Below are 20,366 nucleotides of genomic sequence, written 5' to 3' on the forward strand. Positions count from 1 at the left end.
CGTAGCGTCACGAACATCTCGTCTAAATGCCAGGTGTTGGCTGGCTTGCGCCGCGCCGCCTTGGCGCACTTAGCGAATCCAGCGCCGAACTTGTCGCACCAGCAACGGATGGTTTCGTATGTGACCACGACGCCACGCTCGAGCAACAACTCTTCGATGTCGCGCAGGCTCAGGCTGAACCGGAAGTACCAGCGAACGGCGCAGCTGATGACGATAGCGGGGAAGCGATGGCCGTGATAAAGCGATTTCGTCTTCTTCATCGCTTCATTCTACTGCCACACCTCCAGCAACCTGACAGTGCCCTGCCGTGATATCAGCACCCATCATGCCGGCACCGATTCCGCCTGTGCCGCGCGCGTCCAGACGCGATGCTGTCCGGCCGACTCGATGAACGCCTTGAGCACGGCCTTGAGCTCCGACGCGTCGCCTTGCGCCACGCCGTCCGCCTGCGTGGGCAGCTGCGCGGCAGCAAGCAGCAAACGCCCCGTGTCGATCGCGGCGAGCGCTTTCAGATGACGGAACGCCTCAGCCACGAAATGGCGCGCGTCGCCCGATTGCGCGAGCGTTTGCGACGCGACCTCGCCGCCCGTCACGAACACCGCATCGAACATCACCGACGGCATGCCCGCGATCGTGGCGTCGGGCACGAGGCCGTCGATAGGCGCGAGCGTCGGCGCGACGATCAGCGCCGTTGCGCCCTCCTTGGCCAGTGCGTCGCGCACGGCAGTGATCGTGGCGGCATCCGCGCCCGGCGCCGCCAACAAAGCGATCTTGCGTGTCTTGATGCCAGGCTTCACGCGATTGAGCAGACTGAGCGCAGGCGAAACGGCCGGATCCGGCTTGCTTTGCTTCTTGCCAGCCTTCGCCTTTGGCATGCCCAGCGCCAGTGCGACGCGGGCGGCGAGGTCGACATCGATATTGGCGAGAATCTCGTTGACGACGCGCTCACGGATTTCCGGCTTCGTCACCTTGCCCAGCTCGAACGTATAAGCCGCCGCAATGTGCTCCTTCTCGGGCGTCGACATGCTCTGATAGAACATCGTCGCCTGCGAGAAGTGATCGGAGAACGACTCGCTGCGCACACGGATCTTCGTGCCTTCCACGCGCTCCTGATAACTTTCGAAGCCGCCTTTGGCCGGCGGCGTTTCCTTCGGCCAGCCATCGCCGACGGAATTGGGCTCATAAGAGGCCTGTCCGACGTTAATCGTCTGCCGGTGCATGGCGTCGCGCTGGTTGTTCGCATACGGGCACACGGGTCGATTGACAGGAATCTCGTGAAAATTGGGGCCGCCAAGACGGCTGATCTGCGTGTCGGTGTACGAGAACAAGCGCCCCTGCAAAAGCGGGTCGTTCGTGAAATCTATGCCCGGAACGACATGACCCGGATGAAACGCAACCTGCTCCGTTTCCGCGAAAAAATTATCCGGATTGCGGTTGAGCGTCATTTTGCCGATGATCTTCACCGGCACCAGTTCTTCCGGCACGAGTTTGGTCGGATCGAGCAAATCGAAACCGAATTTGTGCTCGTCGGCCTCCTCGATGACCTGAACACCTAATTCGTACTCCGGATAATCTCCGCGCTCAATCGCCTCCCACAAATCGCGCCGATGAAAATCCGGGTCCTTGCCCGCGATCTTCTGTGCTTCATCCCAGATCAGCGAATAGGAACCGAGCACCGGCCGCCAGTGCCATTTAATGAAACGCGCCTGCCCTTTCGCGTTAACCAGGCGGAACGTGTGCACGCCGAATCCTTCCATCGTGCGCAGGCTGCGCGGAATCGCACGATCCGACATGGCCCAGATGACTGTATGCGCACTTTCTGGCACGAGCGAGACGAAATCCCAGAACGTGTCGTGCGCGGTGGCTCCCGTCGGCATTTCGTTGGGGGCCTCGGGTTTGACCGCGTGAACGAAATCGGGAAACTTGATCGCGTCCTGAATAAAGAACACCGGAACGTTATTCCCGACGAGGTCGAAATTACCTTCATCGGTATAAAACTTGGTTGCGAAACCGCGTACGTCGCGCACGGTATCTGCAGAGCCGCGCGGACCTTGCACAGTCGAAAAACGGACATAAACGGGCGTCAGCTTCGCGGGGTCCTGCAGAAAGCCTGCGCGCGTGAGATCGGCTTGCGATTCGTAGACCTGAAAAACGCCGTGTGCGGCGGAACCGCGTGCGTGTACGATCCTTTCGGGAATGCGCTCGTGGTCGAAGTGCGTGATCTTCTCGCGCATGATGAAATCTTCGAGAAGCGATGGACCACGGGGACCGGCGCGCAACGAGTTCTGGTTGTCGGCGATCTTCACGCCCTGATTGGTGCGCAACGCTTCGCCCTCTGCGCGCGTGCGGAACGACTCCAGACTTTCAGACTTGGCATCCGTGTGGCTGGCGCTGCGGGTTTGTGCGGGTTCCTTGCTATTGGGACGATTGCGATGTGGCATGGATGTCTCCTGAAAGTGAGCCTGGAAAGTGAGCCTGCTTTCAGCGCAATCCCTATGCCATGCGGCACGAAATCGGGATGCCGGGTTCCCGGTTCAGCTCGCTTCGTCGAGCTTTGAAGGCCGTTCAAGCGGCAGTTTGCACGACCGCCTTTGCATGCTTGCCGAGAAACATCACGAGCGCAGCTTCATCGCGCTTCAAACCGCGCCGGCGCGAAATGCACATCGCTGCGGCGAGCTCACCGGCCTCGAATGCCGCGATAATGGCCGGATGCACGTAACACTTGCGGCAGACGGCGGGCGTATTGCGCAGCAGTTGCGAGACCGCCTTGATGGTGCTGACCAGTTGCGCGCGCGCCTCGATCACCGTCGCCCACTCCAGCTTCCGTAGCGCCGCGAGCGCGAACACGCTGCCGGCCCATGTTCGATAGTCCTTCGCCGTGAATTCCGCGCCGGTTGCCTCGCGCAGGTAATCGTTGACGTCCGACGAATCGACGACGTGTCGCGTGCCGTCCGCATCGAGATACTGAAACAGTTCCTGGCCCGGCAAATCCATACAGCGCTTCATGATGCGCGCTACGCGCGGATCGCTCACGGCGACGTCATGCTCGATGCCGCTTTTGCCGCGAAACCTGAAGCGCAGCCCAGCTGGCGACACGGTCAGATGCCGCTTGCGCAGCGTCGTCAATCCGTATGAGCGATTGTCGCGCGCGTACTCTTCGCTCCCGATCCGGATCAGCGTCGTATCGAGCAGACGCACCACGGTCGCGAGCACCTTGTCACGCGGCATGCCGTCGAGCGCGAGGTCGCGTTCGACGCAGGCGCGCAGCTTCGGCAGCGCCGCGCCAAACGCGAGCAAACGCCCGTACTTGTCGGCGTCGCGTGTCGCGCGCCACTCGGGATGATAGCGATACTGTTTGCGCCCGCGCGCGTCTCGGCCCGTCGCCTGAAGATGGCCGCGCGCATCCGGGCAGATCCAGACATCGGTATAGGCCGGTGGAATGGCCAGCGCTCGGATGCGGCGGATTTCCCGTTTGCCGTCGATGCGCTTGCCCTGCGTATCGAAATACACGAATCCGCCATGGCGGCGTTTTCGCGTATAGCCACGGCGCGAGTCATCGACATAGCGCAGCCCCCAAGGAAGCTCGCCCGCCAACGCCTTGCGCGAGCCAGCAATCCGCTCGGAGACCTCGATCAGTGGCTGCTGCCTCGCCATCGCCGCCTCCCGCGCCAGCTTTGTTCGCCAGGACGCCAGCAATTGACATGCCGCCGGTATCGATCGATCTCACGGGCATCGTGCTTGCGCTTTGGAGCATGCAGCTACCTCAAACGGGGCGCCGCGCCCCTCATCTCCGGGAGTCTTCATGCAGCCAGCCGTCCGTCGCCGCTCGCGCCAGAACTCGGCCCTCGCCGCGCTCGTTTGCGCCGCCCTGTTGATCACCACCTTCGTGCTCGCCGAAATGAAACCGTGGTCCCGTAAGCCGACGGAAGCCGGCCTGTGTGCCGACCATCCGCCGCAATGGCGCGAGAAGGCGCTCAGAGGCAAGATCGCCGCCGCGACTGCGCCCGCGTTCGCCAGCAAGCAGTTCGCAATCCAGCCTGGCAGCCACTGGGATGACGAAGCACGTCACTGGGTCGTTCCGTTTCGGACTCCAGATCAACGTGCCGCGTCGCCGAATTTCAGCGCGCTGATCGACTGCACGGGCGCCGTTGTGGTGCAAGGCGGAAACGGAGCCTGACCGCCCACGCGTGCGCAGCTCACGGCGCGGGTCGTGCGGCGATTTACTACGCGCAACGGCGACATAACGCGCAGCGGCGTCGTGGCGCGCGCGGCGCGGACGGAGAACGCTGGCCGTATCGTCGCCGGCATCGACGGCGTGGCGAACGCACGCAACGGCCTCAGCACTGACTAGACCGTGCGGTGATCGCGAGTAGCCAAACTTTATTCAGACATCCATATCGATATGCGACTCGGGAGCGAGCCTTGCGAGACTATTCACGCAACGCACCCCGCTGCTCTCATAGCATTCAAGGAGGCCAACATGGCAATCCAGTCGCAATCCACTCAGACCGGCGCACGGATCATCGGCAATGGCAGCGAGACCGCTGCCGGTCCCGGCCCGGACATCATGGCCGCCAACACGCTGGAGGGAAATCGCGTGTTGAGTTCGGACGATCAGGATCTCGGAAAAATAAAGGAAATCATGCTCGACGTGCAACGCGGTCGGATCGCTTATGCCGTCCTGTCGAGCGGCGGTTTTCTCGGTATCGGCGATAAATTGCTGGCGCTGCCGTGGTCCGCGCTCACGCTCGACACCACGCAGAAGTGCTTTCTGCTCAACGTTACAGCGGAACACGTCAAGAACGCGCCGGGCTTCGACAAGGAGGCGTGGCCGAGCATGGCCGATATCGGCTGGGCCACGCAATTGCACGAGTACTATCACGCCGAGCCGCACTGGCTGAGCGATCCGCTCGCGCACGCGGAGCGCATCGAATCCGGGGCGCCTATTGACGAGCCGCGCGAACCACCCGAAGCCGGGGGCGTGAAGCTCTGAATGGCGCTGGCGTCGACTGCAGGGGCCACACGCTTGCGGCCCCATTCGCAGACGAGATGCTAGCGCGCACTACATTCGCGCACCATCGACAACGCGCGCTCAGTTCGCCTTCACGCCCACCTTTTGCGCCAGCGTCTGCGACATGCGGTAATGCTCCTCGATCGTCGGCAGCGCCTTTTGCGCGGCGCTCTTGAGCTTGTCGTCCTGCCCTCCGGTGATCTCCTTCTGGAACGCCTGAATCGCTTCCTTGTGGCCCTCGACACCCACCTTTTGCGTGTAGGCCTTGTCGAACTCCGCGCCCTTGAGCGAACGCAGCGCATCGAGCACGGAGGTGTCCGAGTTGTCCTTCGGAACCGTCACGCCGTGCGGCGCGGCAATCTTCAGCTCGGCGGTGAGCTTCATATGGTCGAGCATCATCTTGCGCGCGAAGGCGTGCACGTCCTTGTTCTGCGTGTTGTGCATCGCGAGCTTCGCGGCGTCGATCTCCGTGGACGACGCCGACGAGGCCGCCTGCACGAAATCGCGGTCGCTGGGCGCGAGCGGATTGGACGCGGTCGTCGAAGCGGCTTCGGTGGGCTGCGGTTGCGATTGCGAGCGCGCGGTCAGCGGCAAGGTGCAGGCCAGCGTGCAGGCGAGTGCTGCGAGTCGTGTCTTCATCACTTATCTCCCGATGGGTTCGCCGCCTCCGCGTGCGGGCAGCGGCATGGTTCCACTGGCCTTCGCGCAATCGACATGCCGTGGGGACAACCCATTGAAAACTCCGCACACCCGCGCATCGTGCAATGCGGCGACCCGCGCAAGATGACCGCAATGGGCATCCAATTGACCGACGCCGAAATCCCCCACGATCGCGCGTTCCATGCGCAACGCGTGGGCAAACGACACCGCGCCCGTCGCGGCCGGGACGTCATGCGTCTGCGCGAAGCGATCCCTCGATAGACGCGCCTCTGACTCCCGAGCTCATGCCGACGATTCGCTTTCAGCACTCGCATGGGCACGCGCTTTGCGCCGTCCGGACGTCTGCTCACCGTCGACACCCCGTCCTCCTCATTCGAGCACCGCATGCCCTCTCTCTTCGTTGCTTTGGCCACCGCACGCCTCCAGGGAGCCGCCCATGGCTGACCGAGAAGCGCCCGGCGGCATCGGCGCATGGTCGCGCGCCCACAAGGACAAACCGCGTCGGCTCGCCGCCCGGCAACACAGCGACGGCGAACAGGACGGCAGGAACGACAAGAGCGAAAAAAGCGGCAAGAACCCCGACCGCAAACGGCCGGGCAAAAAACCACTGATCATTCTTGGCGTGGTGGTGCTCGTCATCGCGATCGGTGCGCTGATCTGGTGGTTCGCCACGCGCAACGAAGTCAGCACCGATGACGCCTACACCGACGGCAACGCCATCACCATCGCGCCGAAAGTCTCCGGCTACGTCACGCGATTGAACGTCAACGACAACGTGTTTGTGCACAAGGGCGACCTGCTCGTCGAGATCGACAAGCGCGACTACGCGGCCCAGGTGGATCAGGCGCGTGCACAACTGGGTCTTGCGAAGGCGCAATTGCTCTCCGCGCAGGCACAGCTCGATATCGCGCGCGTCCAGTATCCCGCGCAGTACGAACAGGCGCGTGCGCAGATCGAAACGGCCAACGCGAACTTCGCCCGCGCGCAGGCAGACTACGAGCGGCAGCATGGCGTCGATCCGCGCGCGACCACGCAGCAAAACATCGATACCGCCAACGCCCAGCAGCGCAGCTCGCACGCCGACGTCATGAGCGCGCAGGCGCAGTTGAAAACCGCCGCGCTCGTGCCGCAGCAGATCCGCCAGGCGGTGGCCGCTGTCGAGGCGCGTCGCGAGCAGGTGGCACAAGCGCAGGCGCAGCTCGAATCCGCGCGCCTCAACCTCGCGTGGTGCGATCTGCAGGCGCCGTCGGACGGCTGGATCACGCGCCGCAACGTGCAGTTCGGCAGCTTCCTCCAGGCGGGCACCTCGCTTTTTTCGATCGTCACGCCGCAAGTGTGGATCACGGCCAATTTCAAGGAGTCGCAACTGACTCGCATGCGGCCCGGGGACAAGGTCAAGATCAGCGTCGATGCGTGGCCGAAGCTCGATCTGCGCGGCCATGTCGACAGCATGCAGCTCGGCAGCGGCTCGCGCTTTTCCGCGTTTCCCGCCGAAAACGCCACGGGGAATTTTGTGAAAATCGTGCAGCGCGTGCCGGTCAAGATCGTGATCGACAGCGGCCTGCAGGCGAATCAGCCCTTGCCACTGGGTATTTCCGTCGTGCCGACGGTGTACCTGAGCCATTGAGCCCACCTCCATGACCGACGCTTCCCGCACCTGGCGCCCCGCCGGCAATCCGTGGCTGACCGCGATCGCCGTCACGCTCGCGGCCTTCATGGAAGTGCTCGACACGACCATCGTGAACGTCGCGCTGCCGCATATCGCCGGCACGATGTCGGCGAGCTACGACGAGGCGACCTGGGTGCTCACGTCCTATCTCGTCGCCAACGGCATTGTGCTGCCGATCTCGGCGTTCTTTGGCCGCGTGCTGGGACGCAAACGCTATTTCATGCTCTGCATTGTGGCGTTCACGATCTGCTCGTTTCTCTGCGGTGTCGCGTCGAGTCTCGGTCAACTGGTGATTTTTCGCGTGCTGCAAGGGTTTTTCGGCGGCGGTCTGCAACCAAACCAGCAATCGATCATTCTCGATACCTTCGAGCCGAGCCAGCGCGGCCGCGCCTTCTCCATTTCCGCCGTGGCCATCGTGGTCGCGCCCGTGCTCGGCCCGACGCTCGGCGGCTGGATCACCGACAACTTCACCTGGCGCTGGGTATTTCTGCTCAACGTGCCGGTTGGCGTGATCACGACACTGGCCGTGCTGCAACTCGTGGAAGATCCGCCGTGGGTCAAGCGCGAGACGCGGCAGCGCCTGAACTGGCGCACGGTTGATTTTCCGGGCATCGCGCTGATCGCGATTGGGCTCGGCTGCCTGCAGGTCATGCTCGACCGCGGCGAGGACGACGACTGGTTTTCGTCGCCGTTCATCGTGACGTTCGCGGTGCTGGCCGCGCTGGGCATTATCGGCGCGATCTGCCGTCTGCTTTACGCGAAGCATCCCGTGGTCGACCTGCGCTGCATGCGCGACCGGAATTTCGCGCTCGGCTGCGTGATGATCGCCGCGTTCGCGACCGTCCTGTACGGCAGCGCCGTGATCGTGCCGCAACTCGCCCAGCAGCAGCTCGGTTACACGGCCACGCTCGCGGGTCTCGTGCTGTCGCCCGGCGCGCTGCTCATCACGCTGGAGATTCCCATTATCAGCCGCTTGATGCCCCATGTACAAACGCGCCTGCTCATCATGACGGGATTCATCCTGCTCGTGGCCGCGCTGATCTATGCACGCACGCTCACGCCGGATATCGACTACACGACGCTCGTGAAGCTGCGCAGCGCGCAGTCGATCGCCATCGGCTTCCTGTTCGTGCCGGTCACGACGCTCGCCTATCTCACGGTGCCGACGGCCCTCAACAACGATGCGTCCGCGCTCTTCACGATGTTCCGCAACGTGGCGGGATCGATTGGCATTTCGGTGTCGACGGCGCTGATCCGCGAACGCTCGCAAGCGTGGATGGCGCATCTCTCGGGGCACATGTCGCCGTTCTCGCAGAATTATCAGGACACGCTCGCTCGCAACGCCCAGTCGATCATGGACAGCACGGGCGAGCCGCTTGTTCAGGCCATGCAGACCGCGAGCGGCCATCTCTACGAGACCTTTGTTTCCCAGGCGACGATCCTGGCCTATATCGACGTATTCGGCATCCTCGCCTGCTTCTGCGCGCTGTTCATCCCGCTCGCGCTGCTATTCTCGCCGGTGAAAGCGTCCGGCGCGGCGGGAGGACATTGAGATGCGCCCGCTCATGCCCCGCAACCGCGCCAGCTTGTCCACTACGCTGCTGCCCGCGTTCGCCACGCTGTTGGCGCTCAGCGCCTGCACGGTCGGCCCCGATTTCAGGCCGCTGCAAGCAAACGCGCCCGACCAGTGGCATGCGATGCAGACGAACGGTCAGTCAGACGCCCGGACTGCATCGAGTCCCACCATCGAGTCCGATCCCGATCCGGCCTGGTGGCGCAGCTTCAATGACCCCACGCTCGATTCGCTGATCGCGCGTGCCGTACAGGGCAATCCGGATTTGCGCATCGCGGTCGTGCGCATTGCCGAGGCGCGCGAGCAGACCCAGCAGGCCGCCGCACAAGGCTTGCCGAACGTGCGCGCGAGTGCGAGCTACAAACGCGAGCAACTGGGCGCGAAGGGCTTACTCGAGTCGGCGGGCGTGTACGACAAGGTCGATGGGCTCGGCGCGCCGGACTCGCCCGTGAACAGCTTCGCGCCGGGCTCGGGAGCGAGCGTCGAGCGCGGCGTGCAAAGCGCGCTCGATCAGCTGACCGCGCCGGTCAATCTCTGGCAACTGGGTTTCGACGCCTCGTGGGAACTCGACCTGTTCGGGCGCGTGAGGCGCTCCGTCGAGGCGGCCAACGCGCAAGCCGACGAAGCCGTGGAGTCACAGCACGACGCGCAGGTGTCGCTCGAAGCCGAAGTCGCCGAAACCTATCTGCAACTGCGCGGCGCACAGATGCTGCGCGCGACCACGCAGGCGCTGATCGCCCAGCAACGCGAGGTGGTGGCGCTCGCTCAAAGCGCCGCCGCGCACGGACTCGAAAGCCAGCTCGACGTGGCGCGCTCGCAGGCGCAGCGCGCCCAGACCGAGTCGATTCTGCCGCAATACAACCAGCAGATCGCGCAGTCGCTCAACGCGCTCGCAGTGCTGACCGGCGTGGCGCCGGGCGCACTCGATGCCGAACTTTCTCCCGCTGGCACGCTGCCCGCCACGCCGCCTTCCGTGCCCGTCGGCCTGCCCGCGACGCTCGCCCGCCGCCGCCCCGACATCCGCCGCGCCGAAGCGTCGCTGCACGTAGCGACGGCCAATGTCGGCGTGGCGGTCGCGCAGTTCTATCCGGACATCTCCCTCAGCGCCCAGGCGGGCACGCGCGCGACCACGCCGCACGATCTCGCGCACTGGGCGAGCCTCTTCTGGTCGTGGGGACCGAGTGTGTCGCTGCCGATCTTCCAGGGCGGCGCGCTGGTGTCGAATCTGCGGCTGTCGAAATTGCAGCAGGTGGAAGCCGCGCTCGATTACCGCAAGACGGTGCTCGCCGCGCTGCGCGACGTGAACAATGCGCTCGTCGTCTATCGGACCGATCAGCAGCGTCTGAGCTCGCTCGACGAAAGCGTCGCCGACCAGCAGCATGCTTTCGACCTCGCGCGCGACAGCTACCGCAAAGGCATCGTGACCTTCATCGATGTGCTCGACGCCGAGCGCCAGCTGAGCACGGCGCGGCAGAACGCGCAGCAAGGGCAGCTTGAGGTCTGCACCGATCTCGTCTCGCTTTACAAGGCGCTGGGCGGCGGATGGAACGATATCGAACCAGCTGCGACGGGCACGGCAGCCCCGGTTGCACGCGCCACCGACGCAGAGCCGTGAGAGCGCGCCAACAATCGGGCATTTCGCGCCCGGATCAAGCGCGCCCCCGTCAAAAAATCTCCAGCAACGTATGAGCAGTCAGCGCCGCGCCGGTAGCCATCACCGCAAACCAGCTCAGCAACTGCACGACGACGTGCGTTTTCAGCGCGCCCACGGCCTCGCGATGCCGGCTCAGGAGCACAAGCAGGAAAAGCACAGGCGTCACTGTCATGCCGTTGGCGAGCGCGCTCCAGTAGCAGGCCCTGACTGCGTCGACGCGGCACGCATGAAGCAGTATTGCGATGAGTGCGCCGCCTGTCATGAGTCCAACCAGCGTGAGGGCGATCCGGCGGTCGCGTTCGGCTCCGCGCGTCCAGCCGAATGTGCTTGCCGCCGCGTGCGCCGCCGAACCGGCCAGCGGTGGCAGCGCGAGCATCGCCGTACCGAGCAGCGCGATGCCGAGGATTTGCGTAGCGTAGCCGTGCGCTACTGGCGCAATGCTTTGCGCCGCGTCGCGCGAAACGGCGAGGGATGCGTGCTGTACATGCAACGTCACCGCCGCGGCACCGAGAATCAGCGCGCCGAAGACGTTGGACAGCATCGTTCGAATCAGCGTCTCGCGGCGTGCCGTTTGGAGTTGCACAGAGTCGGCGGCCAACGGCGCGCGGCCGGGTTGGACAGCCGCACTCCCGCGCGGATGCGCCTCAACTTCCTGCTCCGCCTGGGAAAACAACAGATAGGGGCTGACGGTCGTTCCGAGCACAGCCAGCACCATGGCGAAAAAATGCTCCGACCAGGTAATGTGCGGCACGAAGGCATCCCAGAGCGCCGCACGCCAGGGCGCATCCGACACGAGCAGCGTACCCGCGTAGCAGAACAAGGTGACGCAAAGCCACTTTCCGACGCGCGCATAACGCGCGTAAGGCACGCACCATTGCATCGCAAGCGATAGTCCACCAAACACGAGCGCGAACCAGCCAACCGGGCCGTTAAAAATCAACTGCGCGGCCTCGCCCATCGCCAGCACATCGGCTGCAATATTGAGCGTGTTGGCGAACAGGAACCGGGCGACCGCGAGCAGGAACAACCAGCGCGCGTAATGCTCCCGCATGTTCTCCGTCAGTCCCCGGCCCGTCACCGCGCCAACGCGCGTGGCGATCCATTGCAGCGCTACCATCGACGGCACGGACAGCACGCAAAGCCACAAGAGATCGAAGCCGTACTGCGCGCCCGCCAGCGAGTAAGTCAGGATGCCACCCGGATCGTTGTCGGCGCCGACAGTGGCGAGTCCCGCCCCCACATTTGCCGCCCACGCGTGAGCCGGACGGTCTTCATGCCTTAGCGGGCGTAAGCTCCACGGCCTGATGCGCACCATCGCTCAAAGCGGCCGCTTGCGGCTGCCGCACTGCCACGCATGTCGAGGGCTCGCGTCCATGAGCGCTTCAGGCCGCTTCGGGCGCGGCAGCCGATTTATCGACCGCGACTACGCGCACGGGAATCGACTTCGCCGCTGGCACCTTGCTTTCCTTCGCGTAATGCCAGAGCGGCAGCAACGGATTGCATTCCGGGTAGTAGCCGCCAAGACACCCGCGCGGAATGTCATACGGCATTGCCGCGAGTCCCGGCACTTCCCGCACGACGCCATCGCTTGAGATAGTGCGCAGCGTGATGCGATCTCCCGCATCAATGTCGCGCGCGTTCATGTCGTCCTCGTTCATCAACAACACCATGCGCGAACCCCTCACGCCGCGAAAACGATCGTCGTGGTTGTAGATCGTCGTGTTGAACTGCCCATCCGCGCGCAGCGTCATCAGGCGTAGAGCGCCGGGTTCGCTTTCCGTCATGTCGGGATCTTCGCTCAATGATTCCGGAACCTGAAATTCCGCCTTGCCGCTTTTCGTTTTCCATTTGCGCCCGCGCGCGGGCAGCGGACGCTCGAAGCCGCCGGGCGTCCACATCCGCGTTTCGATATCGCCGAACATCTCCGGCCAGGTCTTTGCGATTTCCGCGCGCACGTGAGCGTAATCTTCGCTCCATGCGTTCCAGTCGACGGTGGAACGCTCGCCGAGCGTCGCCTGCGCTATTCCAGCCACGATAAACGGTTCGGAGCGGATGTCCGGCGAAGCTGGCTCCGCCACCCCGCGCGAACCATGAAAATGCGCTGTGCTGTCTTCCATCGAAACGCATTGCTCCTGCCCTCCGGAGCGATCGATTTCGATGCGGCTTAAACACGGCAAAAGCCAGGCGTCGCGTCCGTGCTCGAGATGGCTGCGATTGAGCTTCGTGGCGATGTTCACGGTCAACTGTAAGCTGCGCCATGCGGCTTCGGTTCGTGCGCGGTCAGGCACTGAACGCACCAGATTACCGCCCAGATTCACCACGGCACGCACGCGCCCATCAATCATCGCCTCGAAGGCTTCAACGGTGTTGAAGCCGGCCTCACGCGGCGGCTCGAAACTGAATTGCCGCGCCAATTGATCGAGCGGCGCAAGCTCGGGTTTTTCCGTGATGCCGACAGTGCGCTGCCCCTGCACGTTGGAATGCCCGCGCACCGGTGACGGCCCGGCGCCAGGTTTGCCGATATTGCCGCGCAGAAATAGCAGATTGCAAAGCATGCGCACGTTCTGCACACCAAGACGATGCTGTGTGAGGCCCATTCCGTAGTGAGCAATCACGGCATTCGCCTGCACATAGACGCGCGCCGCCGCTTCGATTGCAGTACGCGACAGTCCACTGACGCGCTCGATCTCGCCCCAATTGGTACAGCGCAGATATCGCGCGAAGTCTTCGAATCCGATTGTGTGCTCACGGATGAACGCCAGGTCGAGCACCTCCGGCGCGCCGCTCGCGAGCGCGCTGTCATGTGCTTCGAGCGCGGCCTTGCACATCCCGGCAATCGCCGCACTATCTCCGCCGGGACGGACCTGGTGATACTGCGTGCTGATCCGGGTATTGCCGGGCAGCAACATATCGTGCGGCGACTGTGGATTGGCAAATGACACAAGCCCGGCTTCGCGCAGCGGATTGAATGTGATGATGGGCACCCCGCGGTTGCGCGCGTCCTGCAACTGGTGAAGCATGCGCGGACTGTTGGTGCCGACGTTTTGTCCGAAGAAAAACATCAGATCGGTATGTTCGAAATCGTCGAGCCCGATCGTTCCCACGCCTATGCCAATGCCCTGCGTCAGTCCCACACTTGTACTCTCGTGGCACATATTGGAGCTGTCGGGCATGTTGTTCGTGCCATACATACGCGCGAATAACTGCAGCATGTACGAGGTTTCGAGCGACGCGCGGCCCGACGTGTAGAACACAACACTGTTGGGATCGAATGCGCGCAATTGCACTCCGATTGAATCGAATGCCGTCGCCCACGCAACCGGCACGAAACGGTCGCTCGCGGCGTCGTAGCGCATTGGCTCGGTCAGTCGACCGGCTTCTTCCAGATCGTGGTCGTGCCAGCCGAGCAGCTCGGTCACCGTATGGCGCTGGAAAAATGCACGGTTCGCACGTTTTGCCGTGGTGTCCCATGCCGTCGCCTTCGCACCGCTTTCGCAGAACTCGAACGCGTGCGGATGGGCGGGTTTCGCCCACGAGCAACTGACACACATGAAACCGTCGGGCTTGTTCTGGAGCGGCAGAATTTTCGCGTCGCGCAACACCGTCTTTTCCTGCACCAGGATCCGTGTCACCGCCTTGACTGACCCCCATCCCCCCGACGCATAGGGGTAATCGTGGGGATGCTGCTTCGAACGGGCGCGAGCACGTTGCCCGGCGTGTCGGGGTTTTTCCATGAGAGGCCTCATTTGGAACGGTGCGTCTGTGCAACAAGCGCAATCTACGTTCCATCACACCGTGAGCAGTCAGACCGCCGGCGCTTCCCTCCTCTCAACACGTTTTCCCTGCCCGGCAGCTTTTCCGCGCAGAGCGGCACACCTATTGCTCCTAGCGACTTTGAGCTATCACATGGCGCAACTGTGCGCGAAGAGGAGAACACCATGACGACGAAAGTGGAAGGGGTGGTTGACGAGGCAGCGGGCAAACTGAAAGACGCTGCGGGAGCCGTGCTCGGTGATCCCGCCATGCGCATTTCAGGCAGCGCCAAGGCGCTGTGCGGAGAGTCGAAGCAATTGATGGCCGACGCCGCGGAAGTCGCGCGCGACGCTGTTTCGGAGAGCCCACTGCTGGTACTCGGCGCGACAGCCGCCATTGGCTTCCTGGCAGGTGCGCTTTGGGCGTCGGTGCGCGACTGAGGTTCGACTGACGTTCGACCGGCGCAGACGCGGGAGGTGAAGCATGTCAATTCACTCAAGGCTGGAAAGCTGGCGCAATGTCTCGCGCTTCGCGCTGCTCTGCGTCGGTGAATATGGCGAACTGATCGCCGTTGAGCTCGCAGAAACACGCGCGCGTCTGACCCGCGAACTCATCGCGTTGATGGCGCTCGCCGTAAGCGGCCTCTTCACCCTCTCGTTCTTTTGCATCGCGCTGATTGCCACCGCATGGAACACGCCGCATTTTCTCGCGGTGGTCTGGGGCGTGGCCATCGGCTGGTTCGCCGTCTCCCTCGTCGCCTGGTTTGCACATCATGCGCAGCGGCCGGTGCAATCGTTCGATGTGCTAAAGCGTGAGCTTCGTGCCGATCTGGAAACGCTCAAGGAGGCACTGAAGTGAATGAATTCAGCGAGCAGCGGCGCGAGCGGGAAGCGATTGTCCTCGAACGACTGGCGCTCGCGCGCGCAAAGTTACTGGCGGCCAATCTCGAACTGCGCGACATGCGGAATCGCAAGGCGCAGCGCTCTGAACGGGCACTGACCGTTTCCAATGTCGGTCGCGCCCTGCTGGATGCGCCGATGGTGACACTGTTAGGGTCGATTATGCTGGGCTCGCTGATCGTTGGCCCGAAGCGCGTCGTGCATGTCGTCACACGAGCGGGTGTTTCGGGATGGATTACGCGTAATTTGCGCGCGGTCATCGGACGTTGAGGAGCTGGAGCCAGCAAAAGCCGCGGTCGCCGTTGAGGGCCCTTACCGCACCTCATCGTCGTCAGGAACGAAACTGGTGCACCGCGTTGCCAATGCGCACCGCAGATGCAACTTCCACGCGCGCCTCATGTGGCGAGACTGTGCAGACGATGGCGCGGAGCGGCGCTACGCCACGAAGTACGACATAAGCCGATTCGACAACGTTCTGGAGGCGCGAATGCACGAAGGCCACGTCTGGCATGCACTGGAGCGCGCTGAACCGGAAATCGGCGCTCCCCTGCACGGCATCGAGTTTCCGCTCGATGCCGTCGGTCTGGCTGCGGCGGCCTATCGACTTGTCGAAGCCCGCTCCGCGTTGCCGCAGCCTGGCGGCGGTAAGACGCTGGCGCGCTGGCGCTTTCTCGCCGCGGTTGCCGCGCGTGATCTGCCGCTGGTGAAGATCTTCGAAGCGCACGCCGACGCAATCGCCATCCTGACTGAACTCGACGCACATCGGCCGCGGACTGGAGACGCAGCACCGGACCTCTGGGCCGTGTGGGCCGCGCGGGCGCCGCACAACGATCTGCGCATCACGTGGAAAGAGGGTCAGCAGGTCCGGCTCTCGGGCACCAAACCGTGGTGTTCCGGCGCGGCCTTCGTCACGCACGCACTCGTGACGTGTGTCGATGACGAGCAGAACGACTGGCTCGCCGCGCTGCGCGTGATGCAACCCAATCTGCGCGTCAGCACGCGCGGGTGGCACGCGGTCGGAATGCTGGCCACGCAAAGTGTCGAGATCGACATGGATGGCGCGAACGCGGTCCTCATCGGCCCGCCCCGCGCTTACCTCGAACGGCCCGGTTTCTGGCACGGCGGCGCAGGTATCGCCGCCTGCTGGTATGGCGCGGCGGCAGCGCTCGCCACCCGCCTGCGCGAAGTCGCCGCGCGTCGCAAAGATCCACATCTGCACGCCCATCTCGGCGAAGCCGACGCGGCGCTCGCCGCCGCGCGCGCATTACTGCGTGAATCGGCGCGATGTATCGACACAGACCCGCGCGCTTTCGGATCAGCCGCTGCATTGAGGGTTCGCGCCGCCGTCGAAGATGCCTGCGATACCGTCCTGCGTGCATGCGCGCGTGGCCTAGGCGCCGGACCGCTGTGCCAGGACGCGTGGTTCGCGCACATGACAGCCGACCTTGCCGTGTTCATGCGCCAGAGCCATGCCGAGCGCGACCTCGCGTCGCTGGGCGTCGCGCTCGCCGGGACGGGCGAGAACTGGCAGCTATAACGGCGACAGGAGGCCGCATGCACACCCGGCGAGCGGACGATGCCGCGCGATTCGACGCAGCGTTCGAGTGCGATCCCGATCCGTGGCGCTATCGCACGAGTTGGTACGAGGCGCGCAAGCGGGCGCTGATGATGGCGGCACTCCCGCGAGAGACGTATCGACGCGGTTTCGAACCCGCCTGTGCGACCGGCGAACTCTCCGTGCTGCTTGCCGATCGCTGCGACGCATTGCTTTGCGCCGACTTCGCGCCGCATGCCGTCGCGCTCGCACGTCAGCGACTGGGCGAGCGAGCCGAAGCCAGAGTCGAAACGCGAGCCATGCCACAGGACTGGCCCGCAGGCCGCTTCGATCTGATTGTCATCAGCGAGTTTGCGTACTATCTCGACGAAGCGCGTTGCTGCGCCCTCGCGCGACTCGCGTGTTCGTCCCTCGACGATGACGGCACGCTGCTGTGCTGTCACTGGCGACACGATGCGGACGACTTCCTCATGACCGGCAACGCGGTTCACTGCCTGTTTGATCGGTATGCCCGCGCCGCTTCGTTACAGCAGGCCGTGCACATCGACGACGCGGACTTCACACTCGACGTCTGGTGCGCCGATCAACTGAGCGTCGCCGCGAGAGAGTCGCTGGCGTAGCACTCGCGCGGCGAAAGCGGCACGGCCGGATGCCTCGGCGACTCCACGCGCCAGAAGCGTTCCGGTTCGGACAGATCAGCGGGTACGTCATCGCCAAAAGCCTGAAGCTGACTGCCGTAAGCCCGCACCGCAAGCTGCTTCGAACGCCGTGCGCGTACGCTTTCGCGCTGCGGATACCAGGACGTATCGACTGCGGCAACGCGCAGTCCCGCAGCCGCGAGTTCGTCGAGGCGTGCCGCCGTGATGCCAGGCACCGCACGATGAATCGCATCTTCGTAGACGATGCACGACTCAGTCCGCGTTCGCAGCAGCGTGAGCCATGCATCGGCTACGCGCAGATGATCGGGGTGCCTCAGCCCGAGCGGAACGACAAGCGTGGATCGATCACGCGGCTCAAAGCGCGCGAGTAAAGCCCTCACCAAAGTGCGAACAGAAGGCAGTTCGCCATACTGGCCGTCGAGAAATGGCAGGCGAATCGCGCGTGCGACCAAGCGTGCGGGCGCGCATCGCCTCGGACGAATCGCTGAAACCCGCCGCCTCATCCCACGGTTGAATCTGCGGCGCTCGTGGCGTCCCGGCGAATACGGTGCAGACCGTGGCGCCGGGTTGCGCAGCCAGCAGCGTCGCGCATCCGAACACCGCATCGTCCAGATGAGGCGAGACGACAAAGAGCGATCCGTCGGCGCTATTCATGATGTTCTCCTTGCAGCATCCCGTTCAACGTCACGTCTGCGGGTGCACAGGCAACGCCGGTCGACCACGAGGACAAGGTATCGCCAAAACCGCCGCGAATGCGGAAATCGGTGCGCGCGCTCGTCGTCACGCGCGGCGCAACGCTCCAGGCGATCGTCGCGCCATTCGCCGTGAGCCGATCCACGAGCGCCACGTCCTCGCCGCACGCAAGCGGCGGAAATCCGCCCGCCCGTTGATACGCCCTCGCGCACACGCCGAGGTTGGCTCCGTGGACGTGGCGATGTCCGTCGACACTTCGATAACGCGCCGACCACGTTTCGCGCACGCAAGGTGGATGCGCGCCCCAGTCGTCGACCTCGACCGCTCCGCAGACCACATCGGCGCGCAGGGCCAGTTGCGCCACGATCCAGTCGGGCGCGACGCATGTATCGGCGTCCGTCGTCGCCAGCCAGCGCGCGCCCAGTGCGATCAGATGGCTCGCCCCCGTCGCGCGGGCGATGCCTACGTTGCGCGCCTGCACCGTGAGCGCGGTTGCCCCGAATGCTTGCGTGACGCACGCCGAATCGTCGGTGCAGCTATCGAGCACGACGACGATGCAGACCGATTCGCCCATCAACTCGACGTGCCGCGCGGCCAGCGCGGCGGCGAGCAGGCATCGCCCGAGCCAGCTCGCCTCGTTATGTGCAGGTATCACGACGCCGATCATTTTCCACTCCTTGGCATGATGAGCAGATAGCCGATAAAGCTCTTTCGCGATCCCAATGCATTTTTAGTGCCCGGCCTTGGCGGCCGCGCCCCGCCGCCAGATCGGCCTTTGGAGAAGGGTGGATGCGTGCGTTATCAGCGCTGTCCTGTTTGCCCGAGTGATTTGCGAAGCCTCGGTCTACGCGCTTTGATAAGCTCGAATGACTGGAAGCGCTGCGCCGGATATTCGCCGTCAACGGTTTCGAGGAACGGAGGAAATCGAGGTGATGCTGGCGATGGGCGAAGACCCGGCCGCAAACGTCTATATGCTGAACTCTCGCACCGACACGGCCCTCACGCTCTTAACCGCCGGGGCGGAATTCGACGCGCCGGGCAGTTGCTTTTGCACCCTGGATCCTGGATCAATGCTTCAAGACTGACGCCGGACCGTCGCCCGTTCCATTGCGGCGTCGGAAAGCGAAGAGGGCGGAACCGATCGTGGGCTCATCTTGCTTATTTCGGGCGCGGCGGGGAAATACCTTCGTCTGCGCGATGCAGCCTCCCTTCCCGCAACGCTCCCACGGCGTTTGCGACTGCGCGGGCGACATTGGCCACCTCCTCCTGCAAAACGCAATCGGAGTCAAGCGTGTCGTGCGAAGTCGCGTAAGGCTCGTAGTAACCGATCATACGGTCAATTCGTGCCGATGCACCAGCATCGATCCATCCCATCCAGTCGAGCCAGTCCGCCAACGCTCGACGAGTGCCCTCAATGCCCGCAACGTCACCGTGCACCACCATGCCATAGGTCCGTCCAGCGAGATGCTTCGGGAAGTCCCACCCCGCAACCTCGAGCGCCTTGGCTTCGTCCGCGTGTTTGCCGTGCGTCGTCGTGGGATCCGGGTTGCCGCCATCCGCGCATACGAGGCGATCCATCATCAGCTTGAGTGGGCTCGTGACCTGATACCAGTGCACCGGCGTGATGAAGATGGCTCCGTGGCAAGCCGCAAAGCGCTCGTAGATCTCGGCCATCCAGTCGTTTACTTGTCCAAGAGAGTGATTTGGATAGCAGCTGCACGGCCAGTGACAAAGCGGCATTGCCGTCGACACGCAGCCCTTGCAGGGGTGAATATGAAGGTCTGGTTCGGCGCCCAGTCGGGATAAGTCTAGCAAATCGGACTCAATCGTCGCTGCGGCAAGCTCCGCCTGGCATATCTGCGCGAGACGAAAGCTCTTCGACATCTCGCCGGGACAGGTGTAATCGTTACGGGGCGAAGCATTCACGATTAGGACTCGCGAGGGTGCCTCTTTTGAACACTGTCGCGCCTGCGCAGCCTCGATCCGCTGACGCGCAGCCCGCCATTCTGCTGACAGCGCATAGTCCGGATCAGCGTAACCTCTGCCCGCAGGCTCTGTCTCCGGAGACTTACGCCCCTCGCTTATATGCCTGCCATGCGATCCGTTCAAGCCGCTGCAAGGCGTCATCCTCCGCGCGAAAGGCGGGATCGGCGTAGCGCGTAATAAAGCGCTCTCGGTACGCCAGTCGCGATAGGCCGTTCTGCATTTGGCCTTTGCGTACCAGTGGGGCATCGACTATA

The 20,366-nt window shown here is 63.8% G+C and carries 19 protein-coding genes and 2 pseudogenes; 12 read left to right on the plus strand and 9 right to left on the minus strand.

The window, feature by feature from the left end:
• The 3 genes and pseudogenes from BMY06_RS33535 to BMY06_RS33545 form a co-directional block, all read right to left on the minus strand.
• Nucleotides 1-260 (minus strand): annotated as a pseudogene (locus tag BMY06_RS33535) (IS6 family transposase); the annotation flags it as partial.
• A gap of 63 nt (nt 261-323) precedes the next feature.
• Nucleotides 324-2,441, minus strand: coding sequence for a catalase HPII (gene katE / locus BMY06_RS33540; protein WP_074987300.1), 2,118 nt, complete (start codon nt 2,439-2,441; stop codon nt 324-326).
• Between the two features lie 124 nt (nt 2,442-2,565).
• On the minus strand, nt 2,566-3,693 hold the full coding sequence (locus BMY06_RS33545; RefSeq protein WP_390971731.1) for a DNA topoisomerase IB: 1,128 nt from the start codon (nt 3,691-3,693) through the stop codon (nt 2,566-2,568).
• A gap of 109 nt (nt 3,694-3,802) precedes the next feature.
• Here BMY06_RS33545 and BMY06_RS33550 point away from each other — a divergent pair, with 109 nt between their 5' ends.
• Nucleotides 3,803-4,177 carry a hypothetical protein gene (locus tag BMY06_RS33550; RefSeq protein WP_074987301.1) on the plus strand — a complete coding sequence of 125 codons (375 nt, stop codon included), beginning with the start codon at nt 3,803-3,805 and terminating at the stop codon, nt 4,175-4,177.
• A gap of 303 nt (nt 4,178-4,480) precedes the next feature.
• Nucleotides 4,481-4,993 (plus strand): PRC-barrel domain-containing protein, encoded by a 513-nt coding sequence (locus tag BMY06_RS33555; protein WP_074987302.1) that lies wholly within the window; start codon nt 4,481-4,483, stop codon nt 4,991-4,993.
• A gap of 99 nt (nt 4,994-5,092) precedes the next feature.
• Here the strand turns inward: BMY06_RS33555 and BMY06_RS33560 are convergent, their stop codons facing one another.
• On the minus strand, nt 5,093-5,650 hold the full coding sequence (locus BMY06_RS33560; RefSeq protein ID WP_074987303.1) for a DUF4142 domain-containing protein: 558 nt from the start codon (nt 5,648-5,650) through the stop codon (nt 5,093-5,095).
• Nucleotides 5,651-6,107: 457 nt separating this feature from the next.
• Here BMY06_RS33560 and BMY06_RS33565 point away from each other — a divergent pair, with 457 nt between their 5' ends.
• From BMY06_RS33565 to BMY06_RS33575, 3 genes are read left to right on the plus strand one after another with little or no spacing between them, the layout of a single operon-like run.
• Nucleotides 6,108-7,298, plus strand: coding sequence for an HlyD family secretion protein (locus BMY06_RS33565; RefSeq protein ID WP_080180134.1), 1,191 nt, complete (start codon nt 6,108-6,110; stop codon nt 7,296-7,298).
• Nucleotides 7,299-7,308: 10 nt separating this feature from the next.
• Nucleotides 7,309-8,892 carry a DHA2 family efflux MFS transporter permease subunit gene (locus BMY06_RS33570; RefSeq protein ID WP_074987304.1) on the plus strand — a complete coding sequence of 528 codons (1,584 nt, stop codon included), beginning with the start codon at nt 7,309-7,311 and terminating at the stop codon, nt 8,890-8,892.
• 1 nt (nt 8,893) lies between these two features.
• Nucleotides 8,894-10,528: an efflux transporter outer membrane subunit gene (locus tag BMY06_RS33575; RefSeq protein WP_074987305.1), complete on the plus strand. Its 1,635-nt coding sequence runs from the start codon at nt 8,894-8,896 to the stop codon at nt 10,526-10,528.
• A 49-nt stretch (nt 10,529-10,577) separates the two neighbouring features.
• On the opposite strand, the gene BMY06_RS33580 is transcribed toward BMY06_RS33575, so the two are convergent.
• Nucleotides 10,578-11,807 carry an NRAMP family divalent metal transporter gene (locus BMY06_RS33580; RefSeq protein WP_074987306.1) on the minus strand — a complete coding sequence of 410 codons (1,230 nt, stop codon included), beginning with the start codon at nt 11,805-11,807 and terminating at the stop codon, nt 10,578-10,580.
• A gap of 142 nt (nt 11,808-11,949) precedes the next feature.
• Entirely contained in the window at nt 11,950-14,301 is a 2,352-nt protein-coding gene (locus tag BMY06_RS33585) for an FdhF/YdeP family oxidoreductase (protein WP_074987307.1), read from the minus strand.
• Nucleotides 14,302-14,505: 204 nt separating this feature from the next.
• Here BMY06_RS33585 and BMY06_RS33590 point away from each other — a divergent pair, with 204 nt between their 5' ends.
• The 6 genes from BMY06_RS33590 to BMY06_RS33615 are packed head-to-tail and all read left to right on the plus strand — an operon-like array spanning nt 14,506 to nt 17,804.
• The gene (locus BMY06_RS33590; RefSeq protein WP_065065830.1) at nt 14,506-14,760 is read left to right on the plus strand and encodes a CsbD family protein; all 255 of its coding nucleotides are present in this window, start codon (nt 14,506-14,508) and stop codon (nt 14,758-14,760) included.
• A 43-nt stretch (nt 14,761-14,803) separates the two neighbouring features.
• Nucleotides 14,804-15,178 carry a phage holin family protein gene (locus BMY06_RS33595; RefSeq protein ID WP_065065807.1) on the plus strand — a complete coding sequence of 125 codons (375 nt, stop codon included), beginning with the start codon at nt 14,804-14,806 and terminating at the stop codon, nt 15,176-15,178.
• Nucleotides 15,175-15,489: a hypothetical protein gene (locus BMY06_RS33600; protein ID WP_074987308.1), complete on the plus strand. Its 315-nt coding sequence runs from the start codon at nt 15,175-15,177 to the stop codon at nt 15,487-15,489. The genes BMY06_RS33595 and BMY06_RS33600 overlap by 4 nt, the downstream gene beginning before the upstream one ends.
• Nucleotides 15,422-16,756, plus strand: a complete 1,335-nt coding sequence (locus BMY06_RS33605; RefSeq protein ID WP_143064454.1) for an acyl-CoA dehydrogenase family protein — start codon at nt 15,422-15,424, stop codon at nt 16,754-16,756. Before BMY06_RS33600 ends, BMY06_RS33605 begins: the two co-directional genes overlap by 68 nt.
• 17 nt (nt 16,757-16,773) lie before the next feature.
• Complete coding sequence (locus BMY06_RS33610; protein ID WP_074987310.1) at nt 16,774-17,394, plus strand: SAM-dependent methyltransferase; 621 nt, start codon at nt 16,774-16,776, stop codon at nt 17,392-17,394.
• 29 nt (nt 17,395-17,423) lie between these two features.
• Nucleotides 17,424-17,804 carry a hypothetical protein gene (locus BMY06_RS33615; protein ID WP_074987311.1) on the plus strand — a complete coding sequence of 127 codons (381 nt, stop codon included), beginning with the start codon at nt 17,424-17,426 and terminating at the stop codon, nt 17,802-17,804.
• Here BMY06_RS33615 and BMY06_RS39220 read toward each other — a convergent pair.
• Nucleotides 17,788-18,087 carry a PIG-L family deacetylase gene (locus BMY06_RS39220; protein ID WP_124263382.1) on the minus strand — a complete coding sequence of 100 codons (300 nt, stop codon included), beginning with the start codon at nt 18,085-18,087 and terminating at the stop codon, nt 17,788-17,790. The genes BMY06_RS33615 and BMY06_RS39220 overlap by 17 nt on opposite strands.
• Nucleotides 18,080-18,793: a glycosyltransferase family 2 protein gene (locus tag BMY06_RS33620; protein WP_065065802.1), complete on the minus strand. Its 714-nt coding sequence runs from the start codon at nt 18,791-18,793 to the stop codon at nt 18,080-18,082. The genes BMY06_RS39220 and BMY06_RS33620 overlap by 8 nt, the downstream gene beginning before the upstream one ends.
• 199 nt (nt 18,794-18,992) lie before the next feature.
• Here BMY06_RS33620 and BMY06_RS39225 point away from each other — a divergent pair, with 199 nt between their 5' ends.
• A complete protein-coding gene (locus tag BMY06_RS39225) occupies nt 18,993-19,211 on the plus strand; it encodes a hypothetical protein (protein WP_124263383.1) in 219 nt (72 codons plus the stop codon).
• Between the two features lie 73 nt (nt 19,212-19,284).
• Here BMY06_RS39225 and BMY06_RS33625 read toward each other — a convergent pair.
• Nucleotides 19,285-20,332, minus strand: a pseudogene (locus tag BMY06_RS33625) (flavodoxin family protein).
• Nucleotides 20,333-20,366: the final 34 nt, after the last annotated feature.

This window comes from Paraburkholderia tropica, assembly GCF_900109265.1.
Classification (GTDB): Bacteria; Pseudomonadota; Gammaproteobacteria; order Burkholderiales; family Burkholderiaceae; genus Paraburkholderia; species Paraburkholderia tropica.